This window comes from Bradyrhizobium sp. 76 (genome assembly GCF_023073025.1).
Classification (GTDB): domain Bacteria; phylum Pseudomonadota; class Alphaproteobacteria; order Rhizobiales; family Xanthobacteraceae; genus Bradyrhizobium.
Window position 1 is genome coordinate 743,576 of the sequence record NZ_JADPIS010000090.1, and the last position, 13,657, is coordinate 757,232.

Genomic DNA, 13,657 nt, shown 5'->3' on the forward strand with positions numbered 1-13,657 from the left:
CGGGCCTTGCAAAGGCGATGGGGCGCTCGGGACCGAGCCCGGTGCCCAGTCCGGCGTGTTACTGCGACAGCTTCACGAAGCTCGGAAACTTCAGCTTGCCTTCCGCGATCTTCTCGGGCCAGACCACGACCTGCTTGGAGTCCTGCCACTGGAAGACCAGACCGGATACGGTCGTCGGACCGGACTTGATGCCGTGGGTGAACTCGTCGTCCTTGCCGTAGAACTGGATGCGGCCGATCGTGCCCTCGTAGTCGGTCTTTTCGAGTTCGGCGACCATCTTGTCGGGATCGGTCGAGCCCGCGCGCTTGATCGCCTCCGTGATGAAGTAGACCTCGTCATAGGCCGTGTAGCCGGTATAGGCCGGCGGCGAACCGAACTTGGCCTTGAAGGCGGCCGCGAACGGCTTCGTCTTTGAGGTCACGGCGACGTCGGGCGTTGCGACCGCCAGCGACGGCACACCGTCGGCGGCGCCATTGGTGTCCTTCCAGAAGGTCGGGCTCAGCGCCTGCGCACTGATGCCGAACATCGGGATCGGCACTTGCTGGTTCTTCCACTGCACCGTCGGCTGCACGCCGACATGCGAGATGCCGGTGACGATCACGTCCGGCTTCTTGCCCTCGATATTGTTGAAGATCGGCGTGAAGTCGGTGGTGTCAGGCGAGAACCGCACGTGCTCGACCACCTTGAGGCCTGCTTTCGGAAGACAGGCCTCGTAGCCGACGTCGAGCGGCTTGGTCCAGGCGGCGTCCTCGCTCATGATCGCGACCGTCTTGAACTTGAGCTTGTCGACCAGGAGATCCTTGGCGGCGTCGCAGACGAGCTGCGCTTGCGCGGCCGAAGTCAGATAACCGTGGAAAGTGTACTTGTTCTTCTCGTAGTCGTTATGGATCGCCTTGGTGATCTCGTTCGAGGCGGCGCCGGGGGTGATCAGCGGCATCTTCAGCCGCGCCGCCCAGGGTTCGAGCGCGAGGACGACCTCGCTGATATAGCTTGCGATCACGGCGGAGACCTTGTCCTCGCTCACCGCGCGCTGGAACGCACGCACCGAGTCCGCCGAGGAGCTTTTGTTGTCGTAGGTCACGATCTCGATCTTGCGGCCGAGAATGCCGCCCTTGGCGTTGATTTCGTCGGCGGCGATCTGCGCGCCGCCAGGCGTCGCGGCACCCGCGATCGACTGCACTTCGGCGATGACGCCGATCTTGATGGGCTCGTTCGACTGCGCGTAGGCGGGAGCAGCGAGGCACAGCGCCAGCGCGGAGGCGAGGAGAAAGCTGCCGCTCAAATTCGTCGATGGTCGCATGGTCGTTTCCCTTTTGCTTGTTTGTTGTTGATATGCGCGAACTAGAGAAAATCGGCGCCAGCCTCCGCGGCGAAGCGGCCAGGATCGCCCTCCCAGACGATCCTTGCATGTTCGAGCACATAGACGCGGTCGGCATGCGGAAGCGCGAAGGTCACGTTCTGCTCGCCGAGCAGCACCGTGATCGACGTCGTCTGCCGCAGCCTCGTTAGGGCCTTGGACAGGAGTTCGAGAATGACGGGGGCGAGGCCCAGCGTCGGCTCGTCCAGGATCAGGATCTGCGGCTGCATCATCAGCGCGCGGCCGATCGCAAGCATCTGCTGCTCGCCACCGGAGAGCGTTTGCGCCATCTGGCCCTGGCGCTCTTTCAGGATCGGGAATAGCTCGAACAGCCAGGCAAGCTGTGCCGCGCGCTTGTCGTCGGCGAGGTGTTGCCCGCCGAGATCGAGGTTTTCGCGCACGCTCATCTCGCCGAACAGCTCGCGCGATTCCGGGCACTGCACGAGGCCGCTGCGGGCGATTTTCGCTGGGCTCGTGCCGCGCAGATTCTCGCCGTTGCGTACGATCTCGCCGGTATAAGGCAGGAAGCCGGAGATGGTGTTGAACAGTGTGGTCTTGCCGGCGCCGTTGAGGCCGACAATGGAGACGAACTCGCCCTCGTGGACGTGGATCGAGACGTTCTCCAGCGCCTGCGCCTTGCCGTAGAACACGCTGACGTTCTCGACCTGGAGCAGCGGCACCTTGTCCTTGAAGCTGGTCTCGGGCCGCGCATGGGTCTCGATGGCGCCGCCGAGATAGACCCGCCGCACCGTCTCGTTCTTCATGACGTCCTCGGCCTTGCCGGTGACGATCTCCTCGCCGAGATACATCGCGAGCACGCGGTCGACCAGCGCCGCGACGCTCTTGACGTTGTGGTCGACCAGCATCACCGCGCGGCCCTCGTCGCGAAAACTGCGGATCAGGTCGGAGAAGATTTCGACCTCCGCCCGCGTCAGCCCGGCAAAGGGCTCGTCCACCAGCACGACTTTGGGGTCGCGCGCGATCGCCTTGGCCAGCTCGAGCCGGCGCAGGTCGGCGAAGGGCAGTGTCGGCGGGCGGCGGTTCATCACGTTGCCGAGGCCGACGCGGTCGGCAATCCATTTGGCGCGCTCGACCAGCGCCTTGTCGGGAAACAGCATGAACAGGCTGTCCGGCAGCAGCGCGACCATGATGTTCTCCAGCACGGTCTGCCGGTTCAGCGGCCGCGAATGCTGGAACACCATGCCAAAGCCTTTGCGCGCGATCTTGTGCGCGGGAAGGCCGGCGACGTCCTCGCCCTCGAAGATCACTTCGCCGGCGGTCGGGCGCTCGATGCCCATCACGCTCTTCATCGCGGTCGACTTGCCCGAGCCGTTCGGCCCGATCAGGCCAAAGATCTCGCCGCTATTGACCTCGAAGCCGAGGTTCTTCACCGCCGTCAATCCGCCGAAGCGCTTGGTCAGGCCACGGACTTCGAGCACGGCCCTGTTTGAAGTTCGCATATCCATCACGAGCGCGCCTCACGCGAGAGGGCCGCTCCGAGGAAGCCGCCGGGGAAGAACAGCACGACGAGCAGCGCGACGGCCGAAACGATGAAGGTCGCAAGCTCTCCGGTCGGGCGCAGGAACTCGCCGGCGACGATCAGGAAGATCGCGCCCAGCGCCGCGCCAAGCACGGTGCGCCGGCCGCCGAGCACGGCTGAGACGATCACGTTGACGCCGACCGCGACGTCGACGACGGTGCCGACCGAGGCGGTGCCGAAATAGAACACCAGCAGCGCGCCTGATAACCCCGAGAAGAACGCGCTGACGATGAAGGCGGCAAGCTTGTGCTTGACGATGTTGAAGCCAAGCGCGCCGGCCTGCACCGGATCCTGGCCGCTGGCTTGCAGCACCAGCCCGATCGGCGACTGCGACAGGCCATAAAGAATAGCCGCCGAGATCGTCATGAAGCCGAGCGCGATCCAGTAATTGACCCCGGCGTTGATGGAGATGACGTCGGGAATGGTCAGGCCGATCTCGCCGCCGGTGAGGTCGGCAAACACCACGATGAAATTCTGCAGCATCAGTACCGCGACCAGCGTGGTCAGGCCGAAATACGGTCCGCGCACCCGAAGCGCCGGCAGCGCCAGCACGAGGCCCGCGATGACGGAGGCGAGCGCGCCGAGCACGATGCAAGCGTAAACCGACCAGCCGAACTGGGCATTGAGGATGCCGGCGGTGTAGGCACCGACGCCGATCAGGAAGGTCGGCCCGAAATTGACCTCGCCGGCGAAGCCGAACAGCAGGTCCCAGGCCATCGCGAACACGCCGAAATAGAAAGCGACGGTGAGGAGCCCGAGCACGTAGCCGGAGACGTAGAGCGGCAGCGTCGCCGCGATGACGACCAGCGCAAGCGAGATGAAGAACAGGCGGGTCGTAAAGAAGCTGGCCATCTCAGCGCCTCCCCAGAAGGCCCTGGGGCCGGATGTACATCACGAACACGAGCAGCAGCAGCGCCGGAATGGTGCGGTAGGCCGGCGAGATCAGGTAGGCCGTGAGCGTTTCGAGATAGCCGACCACAAAGGCGGCGATCAGCGAGCCGGAGACGCTGCCGAGGCCGCCGAGCACGACGATCGAGAACGCGCTCGCGGTCAGCGGTCCGACGCTGTAGGAGCTGACGCCGAGGAACATCCCGAGCAGCACGCCGGCGATGCCGGCGAGGATGCCGTAGATCGCCCATACCACGACGTAGATGTTGGTGAGCTCGAGGCCGAGCAGCGTGACGCCACGTGGGTTCATCGAGGCGGCCAGCACCGCCTTGCCGGTGCGGGTGCGGTTCACCAGGAGCCACAACAGCGCGATGACGAAGCAGCACACGATCGCGGTAAAGATCTCGTTCCTGGGCGTGCGTACGCCGAGGATCTCGACGACGCCCTCGACGATCGGCAGCACGGTCTTGGCGTTGTTGGTGAAGAAATAAGCGATCACCTCCTGGATCATGATCCCCCACAGCAGCGTGCCGGTGAGGACGAAGATCTCCTTCTCTTCATTCGGGATGCGCCGGGAGTCCTGGATCGGCTTCACTACGGCGAAATAGGTCGCAAAGGATGTCAGGAGGGCGACACCGACCCCGATCAGCGCGCCGGCATAGGTGCCGACATTCAGGATGCTGGCGGCGGCCCAGGCCGCCACCGCTGCCGCCACCATGATGGCCCCGTGGGAGAGGTTGAGGACGCCGGACACGCCGAAGATCAGCGTGAAGCCGGTGGCACCGAGAGCATAGAGAGCGCTGATGGCAAAGCCATCGATCAGAATCTGGAAAGCACGCATCTAGGGTTGGCAATCTGATTTATGAGAGACGATGTTGCTGGAGCAACGTGCTGCGGGGCCGCATGTGGAAGCTCCCGGGAGCTGGTCCCGGGAGCGTGTCCTGCTAGTTCGAGAGCTTGATGAAGCTCGGGAACTTGATGTCGACCTTGGCGACTTCCTTGGGCCAGACCGCGCTCTGCTTGCCGCCCTGCCATTGCAGCATCAGCCCGGTGATCAGGCCCTTGCCGTATTTGATCGAGTGCGTGAACGGATCGTCCTTGCCGTAGAACTGGACGCGGCCGATCGTGCCTTCCCAGTCCGTCGTCTCCAGCGCGGCGACCAGCTTGTCGGCGTCGGTCGAGCCCGCGCGCTTCACGGCGTCGGCGATGTAGTAGACCTCGTCATAGGCGGTGTAGCCGGCATAGGACGGATAGTTGCCGAACTTCTTCTTGAAGGCTTCGGCGAACGGCACCGATTTCGGCGTCACCGCGACGCCTGGCCCGGAGACGCCCTGATAGAGCACGCCTTCCGCCGCCTGATTGGTGTCCTTGCCAAAAGTCTCGTTGGTGGCCTGCGAGGCGATGCCGAACATCGGGATCGGCACTTGCTGGTTCTTCCACTGCACCGTCGGCTGCACGCCGACATGGGAGATGCCGGTGATGATCACGTCGGGCTTGGAGCCCTCGATCTTGTTGAAGATCGGCGTGAAGTCGGTGGTATCGGGCGAGAAGCGGATGTGGTCGAGCACCTTCAGCCCGATCTTGGGCAGGCATTCCTCGTAGCCGACGTCGAGCGGCTTGGTCCAGGCGGCGTCCTCGCTCATGATGACGGCGGTCTTCATGTGCATCTTGTCGACCAGCAGGTCCTTGGCTCCGTCGCAGACAGAAAGCGCCAGCGCGGCGGAGGTCAGATAGCCGTGGAAGGTGTACTTGTTCTTCTCGTAGTCGGCATGCACGCTCTTGCTGATCTCGTTGGACGCGGCACCGGGCGTGACGAACGGAGTCTTCAGCCGCGAGGCCCAGGGCTCCAGCGCCAGCACGACTTCGCTGATGTAGCTGGCGATGACCGCATTGACCTTGTCCTCGTTTACCGCGCGCTGGAATGCGCGCACCGAATCTGCCGAGGACGAGTGATTGTCGTAAGAGACGATCTCGATCTTGCGGCCGTCGACGCCGCCATTGGCGTTGATCTCGTCGGCGGCGAGCTGTGCCGCCTGAGGGATGGAGGCGCCGGCAATCGCCTGCGCTTCCGCGATCACACCGATCTTGATCGGATCGGCTGCAAGTGCCGCGCCTGACGTCATCAACACAGCGGCCGCGGCGGTACCGAGTGCTATTCGCAACGCAACAGAGAGCGGTTTCTTCATCTTGTTCTCTCCCTTAACAGGCCTCTTATGAGCCATTATGCCGCGACTATACCGGCGGAGACATTCTCGGCAAGTGAAACCGCGTCCAGGATCGTGAGGCACGGACTAAAGTCTAGCGCTGCGCAAATAGCGGGCAGGAAAGCTGTCGGACCCGCTTCACGCGTAGGCATGCAGATTTCGTTGGTAGGCATGCGCAGCTATCGCGGGCGCACAGCAACGCGATCCATGAATGCGATGCCGTCGCGTCGGCTCAGCGCGCTCGCAGCAGCGATGGTTCGAGCGGCGGGAGCCGGGCCGGATCAAATGGCGAGATGTCGACGCTGCGCGTCGCACCCTCCGCGATCAGTTGCGCCATGGCCTCGCCTGTAGCGGGCGCATTCAGGATGCCCCACACATTGTGCCCCGTCGCAACATAAAGACCTTCACTTCGCGGCACCTTGCCGATCAGCGGCAGGCCGTCCTGTGTCACCGGCCGGAAGCAAGCCTGCCGCGCGATGATCCTCTCAGAGCGGAACTGCGGCGACAGCCGCTCGGACATGGTTTGCAGGCGCGCGATCGCGTCGTGGTCCGGCGTCACGGCGGCCGGATCGAGCGGAAGCGGCGCGATGTCGGAGAGAGCGGTGATATGCGTGCTGCCGTCGGCGCGAGGAAAGACCTCGATCGACACGGCACTGCCATTCTCTTCAGACTCCAGGAACAGCGCATCGGCCGGCGCATCCGTGCCGGTGTCGTACACGATGCTTGGGCTGCGCTGGCCGTAGACGGCGGGCAGGCTCATCCATTGCGCGGCGAGCAGCGACCATGGTCCCATCGCGATTACGACGGCGTCCGCCTCGACGATGCGGCCGTCGACCTCGACGCCCGTCGCGGTCGTGCCGTCCGCATCGCGCATGATACCGGTCACCTGGCCGATGCGAAGCTCGGCGCCTTGCGCGAGCGCCGCGTTCATCACGGCCGAGGTGAATTTTTTGGGGTGAACGATCGCGGTGGTCTCCGTCGTGCCGATGCGCTGCGTGATGATGACGCCGTTGCTGAGCCAGCCAAGCGCGGACGGTGTATCCCGGCGTGGATGGCCGTCGGCGGCAACGGAGCCGCTATAGGCACTCATCGGGCGATAACCCCAATCGCCTGCGATCTCGTCCGGCAGCTGCGCATGGATCGCAAAGCTCCGTCGCGCCAGCGCGTCGAGCGGCGAGCCCTCGCACCAGTCGCGCGCGAGGAAGCCGCCCGCCTTACCTGACGCTGCGGCCGCGACGTCCGTCCGCTCCACGACGATGACATCGATGCCGTTCCGGCGGAGAAACCAGGCGGTGCAGGCGCCGATGACGCCGCCGCCGCAGATCACAACGCGCACGAATGCTCTCTCATACAATGAAATCCTTTGCATGGAGATCCGCGGTATGGACCCCCTCCAGCGTAATCGTATCGGTCGCCGTCAGATGGATCACCGCGTTTCCTGTGCTGTCATCGCTGATCAGGCTTTTCAGCGCCGCCCAGTCTGCGAAGCCGTAATCGTGCAAATTGATCAAATCATGCTCTCGCGCCGTGCTGCCGACAGCCTTGTTGCCCTGGTCGAAATCGTTGATCACGTCCAGGCCCGAGCCCTTGTCGAAGAGGAATCTGTCGTCGTTCGGTCCGCCCCAGAGTTGGTCATTTCCGCCACCGCCGTTCAGCATGTCCTTGCCGCCCGTGATCGAGCCGGCCGTGAACGGGGCGTAGGACTGTGCGTCGCCATACAGCAAATCGTCGCGGCTGCTGCCGAGAAGAATATCATCTCCGCCATGCGCGTTGCCTGACATGTTCGAGGCATCTCCGACGAGCACGATGGACGTGGAGTCCGGGTTGCCGTTGACGGCCGCGATCAGGATATCGTTGCCGCCGCGGCTATCGTCGCTCATGTAGCCGGCGTCTCCAACCAGAGACGCGCCTCCCGATCGGGCGGTGGCGCCGACGGTGTAGCTGAGGATGTCGTTGCCGCCGCGCGCATCGCCGCTCATGGACACCAGGGCGTCGCCCGATATCGAAGCGCCGCCGTAACTGCCGACCTGGGTCACGCTGAGGATATCGTTGCCGCCATGTGCATGATCGCTCATGGAACTGCCGGAGTCTCCGCTGAACGCGCCGGACGATCTGTTTCCCATCGATGCAATGACGACGTCATTGCCGCCGCTCGTATCGGCCGACATGGCGGTTTCGGCATCGCCAAAAACACCGAGAGTCGCGTAGATCGATGTCGATGCATCGACATGAAGCACATCGTTGCCGCCACGGGCGTGGCCCGACATCGCCTGCGTATCGCCGTCGACGAACACGTAATCGCCGAAGCCGGTGACGGTCGCAGCGAGATGGTCGTTTCCGCCGTGAGAATATTCTTGCAGGGTCTGGTCGTCGCCAACGAATATCAGGACCGCGTTGCCCCCGTCGACGGTCGCGATCATCTTGTCGCTGCCGCCGCGGCCGTCGTTCGGCAGGCCCGGGTCCCCGAACTCGGTCACGAATTGCTGGGACCCAACGCTGACGATGATGGTGTCGTTTGGCATACGGCGCATCGCGCAACTCCCCGTTCAGTCGGGCGCGGGAACGAAGGGCGGCATCATGCCTTCGCAACGCGCTGCGGCCTTGCCGCGCGATACAATCTTCGTTGGATTGATGGCGGAGATTTGCCCGGGGCGTAGCTTGATTGCGATTAGGGAACCGAGGGCGCCGGCGGTCCACGCCGACGCCCGTGCTTGTGGTCTCTCGCGCGGGCTTAGCCCGGGCCTGCGCCTTGCGTGGCCGTGTACACCGCATAGAGCGACTGGCTCGCGGCCATGAACAGGCGATTGCGCTTGGGGCCGCCGAAGCAGATGTTGCCGCACACTTCGGGCAGCCGGATGCGGCCGAGGAGCTTGCCGTCCGGCGACCACGTCGTCACGCCGCTATAGCCGACGGCGCGGCCCGCATTGCTGGAGGCCCAGACATTGCCGTTGACGTCGCAGCGCACACCGTCCGGCCCGCACTTCACACCGTCGATCACGCACTCGCTGAACCGCTTCTGGTTGGTGAGCTTGTTGTCGCCGCCGACGTCGAACACGAAAATCTCGCCCTTGCCGCCGGGCCCGGTGTCGCCGGGTCCCTTGCCGGTTGAGACGACGTAGAGCTTCTTGAAGTCCGGCGAGAAGCACAGCCCGTTTGGATCTGGCACCTGCTCCTCGGTGACGACGAGGTCGACACGGCCGCTAGGATCGATGCGATAGCAATTGGTCGGCAGCTCGCGCTTGCCCGGTGCGAAGCCGGCTGGCTGTCCAATCCGCGGATTGAGCTTGCCGCCGGTGTTGCTCGGACCGCCCGCGGCGTCGGGCTCACCTTCGTAGAGCTGGCCGCCATAGGGCGGATCGGTGAACCAGTAGCTGCCGTCAGGATGCGCGACGACGTCGTTCGGCGAGTTCAGCTTCTTGCCGTTGTAATTGTCGCAAAGCACGGTCGCGGTGCCGTCATGTTCATAACGCGTCACCCGCCGGGTCAAATGTTCGCAGGAGAGTTGACGGCCCTGGAAATCGAACGAGTTGCCGTTGGAATTGTTGGACGGCGAGCGGAACACGCTGACGCGACCGTCGTCTTCGCTCCAGCGCATCTGCCTGTTGTTAGGAATGTCGCTCCATAGCAGATAGCGGCCCTGTGCACTCCACGCCGGGCCTTCAGCCCACAGCACGCCCGTATAGAGACGCTTGATCGCCGTGTTGGGCTGCGCGAGATCGTTGAAGGACGGATCGACCGCGATGATGTCGGGGTCCCAGAAATAGGTGGTCGGCGCGCCGTTGGGACCGAAATCGCGTGGTGGGGTGGTAATCGTCGTCGGCGGCGCGGCAGGTCCGGTCTGGGCCAGCGCGGAGCCGGCGCCAGCAAAAGTGGCGGCGCCGAGCGCAAGCCCCTGAACGAGCGTTCGTCGTGAAAGCGCAGCATCATGGTCACGCTGCTTTTGGCGTATCATCGCGTCCTCCCGGTCATGTTCGGCTAGCCGGTTGATCCGGCCGAGCAGGGCGAGGTTAGTCCGGTCCGATGACGGTTGCGAGGGGGAGGTACGCATCCTCAGCGAGATATCGGGGCGGCAAAAGCGCTGCAACATCGAACACGGAAACGACAAATTCGTCCGGCGCGACGGAGTTTACCGGAACTGCGTTCGGGACATTGCCAAGCTGTGGAGCATGTCAAGCCTTGACCTCCTGCGCGAGGCTGGCAGAACGTCATTGGGGGCGTAAGTCGGAGTTTACTGTGGTCGCTGTCGTCGTACTGGTTTTGCTGCTCGGGATTGCATTTGCGGCCGGCTATTTCACCCGCGACTACGTGTCCCGCAAAAGGCGGGCCGAGGCGCGCCGCTGGCGTGAGTACAGCGAGCCGGATTGGCTGAGTGCCAACGCACCGGCCAATACCAACGAGATCGCGATCGCCGGCAAGGGTGCGCCGGTTGTCACCGGCGAGCTCGGTCAGATGCTGAACCGCTGGGAGAGCAGGGCTCGCGCTCGTCGCACGGCGTAGCTTGACGGTCTCGCCGACGCTCGGTCGGTCACACACCCGGCACCGGGTCCTTCCACGCATCCGGCGCTGCGATCATGTCAGCCCTTCTGTCCATCTTTTGGCGTTGCAGTTGCTGCCATTTCTCGTCTAGAAACGGTAGATCGAGCCTCCCGGCAACCAACCGTCAACGGTTTTGACCGAGGATTGAGGGCTCAAAGGGTCTGGCAATGCTGATTCGCGGCCAAATCGATGGGATTTCGGGGGAGGTGGCTCTGGCCGCCGCCACGATCTCGGCCGCGCTGCTGCCCACCCTCCTGATTGGCGGGCTTCTTCTTACTTGCCCCTGAGGGCCGGCTGGGCGCCATGCGCCTGGGCGCTCAGGGGTTGGTCGAGATCACCGGACACCTCAAGCGCCTAGAAGACTGACGGCGCAAAAGCTCAAAAGGAAATTCAAATGGCCCCCGTGAACAAGTCCGATAAGGACCGCGTCATCATTTTCGACACCACCCTGCGCGACGGCGAGCAGTGCCCCGGCGCCACCATGACCTTCGAGGAGAAGCTCGAGGTCGCCGAGATGCTGGACGATATGGGCGTCGACGTCATCGAGGCCGGCTTCCCCATCACCTCGGAAGGCGACTTCCAGGCGGTCAGCGAGATCGCTCGCCGCTCCAAGAACGCCGTCATCGCCGGTCTGTCGCGCGCCCATCCGGCCGACATCGACCGCTGTGCCGAAGCGGTGAAATTTGCCAAGCGCGGCCGCGTCCACACCGTGATCGCGACGTCGCCGCTGCATATGCGGGTGAAGCTGAACAAGACCCCGGAACAGGTGCTCGAGACCTCGGTTGCCATGGTCGCGCGCGCCCGCAACCAGATCGACGACGTCGAATGGTCGGCCGAAGACGGCACCCGCAGCGAGATGGACTATCTGTGCCGCATCGTCGAAGCCGTCATCAAGGCCGGCGCCACCACGGTGAACATTCCTGATACCGTCGGTTACACCACGCCCGACGAATACACCCACTTCATGAAGACGCTGATCGAGCGCGTGCCGAACTCGGACAAGGCGGTGTTCTCCGTGCACTGCCATAACGATCTCGGCATGGCGGTGGCGAATTCGCTGGCTGGCGTCGTCGGCGGCGCGCGCCAGGTCGAGTGCACCATCAACGGCATCGGCGAGCGCGCGGGCAACGCCGCGCTGGAAGAGATCGTGATGGCGATCAACGTGCGCAACGACAAATTCCCCTACTGGAACAAGATCGACACCACGCAGCTGACCCGCGCCTCGAAGGTGGTGTCGGCGGCGACCTCGTTCCCGGTGCAGTACAACAAGGCCATCGTCGGCCGCAACGCGTTCGCGCATGAGAGCGGCATCCATCAGGACGGCGTGCTGAAGGACGCTTCCACCTACGAGATCATGCGGCCCGAGATGGTCGGCCTGAAGCAGTCCTCGCTGGTGCTGGGCAAGCATTCCGGACGCCATGCCTTCGTGCACAAGCTGGAGGAGATGGGCTACAAGCTCGGCCCGAACCAGCTGGAAGATGCGTTCACGCGGATGAAGGCGCTGGCCGACCGCAAGAAGGACATCTACGACGAGGACATCGAGGCGCTGGTCGACGAGGAGATGGCGGCTTCGCACGACCGCATCAAGCTGACCTCGCTGACCGTGATCGCCGGCACCCATGGCCCGCAGCGCGCGACCATGAAGCTCGATGTCGACGGCCAGATCAAGATCGAGGAGGCCGAGGGCAACGGTCCGGTCGACGCGGTTTTCAACTGCATCAAGCGCCTGGTGCCGCACGAAGCCAAGCTCGAGCTGTACCAGGTCCACGCAGTGACTCAGGGCACCGATGCGCAGGCCGAAGTCTCGGTGCGGCTGTCGCATGAGGGACGTGCGATGACCGCGCGCGCGGCGGATCCGGATACGCTGGTGGCCTCGGCAAAGGCCTATCTCGGCGCGCTCAACAAAATCGTCATGAAGCGCCAGCGCGACACCGTGACGACCGCCGCCGCGAGCTGAGGTTGCTACCACCGCCTCTTCCGGAAGCGGAGAGGCGGTGATTGCGGCGTTCACCATGAATGGCTGCCCTGCTAACGGCCAATAGCAGCTTGTGATGTCGACCTGTATTGATGCTAACGGCATAGGCCACCCGTGCGCCGGGTGGCCCAAATAACAACAGGGAGAGATTATGCGCACCTTCGCGATCGCTGCGTCCATCGCGGTCTTGGCTCTTGGCTTGACCGGGCCGGCATCGGCCCAAGCGCCCATCATCATCAAGTTCAGCCACGTTGTGGCCACCGACACGCCGAAGGGCAAGGCGTCGGAGAAATTCAAGGAGCTCGCCGAGAAGTACACCGGCGGCAAGGTCAAGGTCGAGATCTATCCGAACTCGACGCTCTACAAGGACAAGGAAGAGCTTGAGGCGCTCCAGCTCGGCAGCGTGCAGATGCTGGCGCCGTCCAACTCCAAGTTCGGCCCGCTCGGCATCCGCGAGTTCGAGGTGTTTGATCTGCCCTACATCCTCCCCGATCTGAAGACGCTGCGGAAGGTGACGGAAGGTCCGCTCGGCGCCAGGCTGCTCAAGCTGCTCGAACCGAAGGGTATCACCGGCCTTGCCTATTGGGACAACGGCTTCAAGGAGATGAGCGCCAACAAGAAGCTGGTGACACCGGCCGACTATCAGGGCGTCAAGTTCCGCATCCAGTCCTCGCGCGTGCTCCAGGCGCAATTCAAGTCGCTCAGCTCGCTGCCGCAGGTGATGGCGTTCTCGGAAGTCTACCAGGCGCTGCAGACCGGCGTGGTCGACGGGCAGGAGAACACATGGTCGAACATCTATACCCAGAAGATGCATGAGGTGCAGAAGTACATCACCGAGACCAACCACGGCTATATCGGCTACGTCGTGATCGTGAACAAGAAGTTCTGGGACGATCTGCCGGCCGACATTCGCGACCAGCTGACCAAAGCGATGAAGGAAGCGACCGACTTCAACAATACGCAGTCGCAGAAAGAAAATGAGGACGCGCTCGCCGAGATCAGGAAGAGCGGCAAGAGCGAGATCATCAAGCTCACTCCGGAGCAGGATGAGGCGATGCGCAAGGCCATGGAGCCGGTCTACAAGGACGCGGCAAGCCGTATCGGGCAACCGTTGATCGACGAATTCCAGAAGGAAGCGAAGAGCACGACGAACTGAT

Annotated in this window: 11 protein-coding genes; 3 read left to right on the forward strand and 8 right to left on the reverse strand. The window is 63.6% G+C overall.

The genetic code is table 11. From position 1 onward, the window contains the following. Positions 1-58: 58 nt before the first annotated feature. The 8 genes from IVB48_RS20110 to IVB48_RS20145 all read right to left on the reverse strand — a co-directional run bounded on the left by IVB48_RS20110 (position 59) and on the right by IVB48_RS20145 (position 9,941). The gene (locus IVB48_RS20110) at positions 59-1,300 is read right to left on the reverse strand and encodes an ABC transporter substrate-binding protein (protein ID WP_247402101.1); all 1,242 of its coding nucleotides are present in this window, start codon (positions 1,298-1,300) and stop codon (positions 59-61) included. Between the two features lie 41 nt (positions 1,301-1,341). After that, on the reverse strand, positions 1,342-2,823 hold the full coding sequence (locus tag IVB48_RS20115; RefSeq protein ID WP_247288135.1) for an ATP-binding cassette domain-containing protein: 1,482 nt from the start codon (positions 2,821-2,823) through the stop codon (positions 1,342-1,344). Next, positions 2,823-3,749 (reverse strand): branched-chain amino acid ABC transporter permease, encoded by a 927-nt coding sequence (locus IVB48_RS20120; RefSeq protein ID WP_027570853.1) that lies wholly within the window; start codon positions 3,747-3,749, stop codon positions 2,823-2,825. The genes IVB48_RS20115 and IVB48_RS20120 overlap by 1 nt, the downstream gene beginning before the upstream one ends. Before the next feature lies 1 nt (position 3,750). Next, a complete protein-coding gene (locus IVB48_RS20125; RefSeq protein ID WP_027570854.1) occupies positions 3,751-4,626 on the reverse strand; it encodes a branched-chain amino acid ABC transporter permease in 876 nt (291 codons plus the stop codon). Between the two features lie 103 nt (positions 4,627-4,729). Further along, entirely contained in the window at positions 4,730-5,971 is a 1,242-nt protein-coding gene (locus IVB48_RS20130) for an ABC transporter substrate-binding protein (RefSeq protein WP_247402104.1), read from the reverse strand. A gap of 250 nt (positions 5,972-6,221) precedes the next feature. Continuing rightward, the gene (locus IVB48_RS20135; RefSeq protein WP_247402106.1) at positions 6,222-7,325 is read right to left on the reverse strand and encodes an FAD-dependent oxidoreductase; all 1,104 of its coding nucleotides are present in this window, start codon (positions 7,323-7,325) and stop codon (positions 6,222-6,224) included. A gap of 10 nt (positions 7,326-7,335) precedes the next feature. Beyond that, complete coding sequence (locus IVB48_RS20140) at positions 7,336-8,520, reverse strand: hypothetical protein (protein WP_247402109.1); 1,185 nt, start codon at positions 8,518-8,520, stop codon at positions 7,336-7,338. A gap of 200 nt (positions 8,521-8,720) precedes the next feature. Further along, positions 8,721-9,941 (reverse strand): SMP-30/gluconolactonase/LRE family protein, encoded by a 1,221-nt coding sequence (locus tag IVB48_RS20145; protein ID WP_247402111.1) that lies wholly within the window; start codon positions 9,939-9,941, stop codon positions 8,721-8,723. Between the two features lie 281 nt (positions 9,942-10,222). Here IVB48_RS20145 and IVB48_RS20150 point away from each other — a divergent pair, with 281 nt between their 5' ends. The 3 genes from IVB48_RS20150 (at position 10,223) to IVB48_RS20160 (ending at position 13,656) form a co-directional block, all read left to right on the forward strand. Further along, the gene (locus IVB48_RS20150) at positions 10,223-10,486 is read left to right on the forward strand and encodes a hypothetical protein (protein ID WP_247402113.1); all 264 of its coding nucleotides are present in this window, start codon (positions 10,223-10,225) and stop codon (positions 10,484-10,486) included. A 433-nt stretch (positions 10,487-10,919) separates the two neighbouring features. Beyond that, positions 10,920-12,482, forward strand: a complete 1,563-nt coding sequence (locus tag IVB48_RS20155) for a 2-isopropylmalate synthase (RefSeq protein WP_027519477.1) — start codon at positions 10,920-10,922, stop codon at positions 12,480-12,482. Between the two features lie 169 nt (positions 12,483-12,651). Then, positions 12,652-13,656 carry a TRAP transporter substrate-binding protein gene (locus IVB48_RS20160; protein WP_247288142.1) on the forward strand — a complete coding sequence of 335 codons (1,005 nt, stop codon included), beginning with the start codon at positions 12,652-12,654 and terminating at the stop codon, positions 13,654-13,656. Position 13,657: the final 1 nt, after the last annotated feature.

What these genes read in the sequence shown, in the direction of transcription:
- IVB48_RS20110 (WP_247402101.1), bottom strand. Translation starts at nt 1,300, where the DNA reads ATGCGACCATCGACGAATTTGAGCGGCAGCTTTCTCCTCGCCTCCGCG.
- IVB48_RS20115 (WP_247288135.1), bottom strand. Translation starts at nt 2,823, where the DNA reads ATGGATATGCGAACTTCAAACAGGGCCGTGCTCGAAGTCCGTGGCCTG.
- IVB48_RS20120 (WP_027570853.1), bottom strand. Translation starts at nt 3,749, where the DNA reads ATGGCCAGCTTCTTTACGACCCGCCTGTTCTTCATCTCGCTTGCGCTG.
- IVB48_RS20125 (WP_027570854.1), bottom strand. Translation starts at nt 4,626, where the DNA reads ATGCGTGCTTTCCAGATTCTGATCGATGGCTTTGCCATCAGCGCTCTC.
- IVB48_RS20130 (WP_247402104.1), bottom strand. Translation starts at nt 5,971, where the DNA reads ATGAAGAAACCGCTCTCTGTTGCGTTGCGAATAGCACTCGGTACCGCC.
- IVB48_RS20140 (WP_247402109.1), bottom strand. Translation starts at nt 8,520, where the DNA reads ATGCGCCGTATGCCAAACGACACCATCATCGTCAGCGTTGGGTCCCAG.
- IVB48_RS20145 (WP_247402111.1), bottom strand. Translation starts at nt 9,941, where the DNA reads ATGATACGCCAAAAGCAGCGTGACCATGATGCTGCGCTTTCACGACGA.
- IVB48_RS20155 (WP_027519477.1), top strand. Translation starts at nt 10,920, where the DNA reads ATGGCCCCCGTGAACAAGTCCGATAAGGACCGCGTCATCATTTTCGAC.
- IVB48_RS20160 (WP_247288142.1), top strand. Translation starts at nt 12,652, where the DNA reads ATGCGCACCTTCGCGATCGCTGCGTCCATCGCGGTCTTGGCTCTTGGC.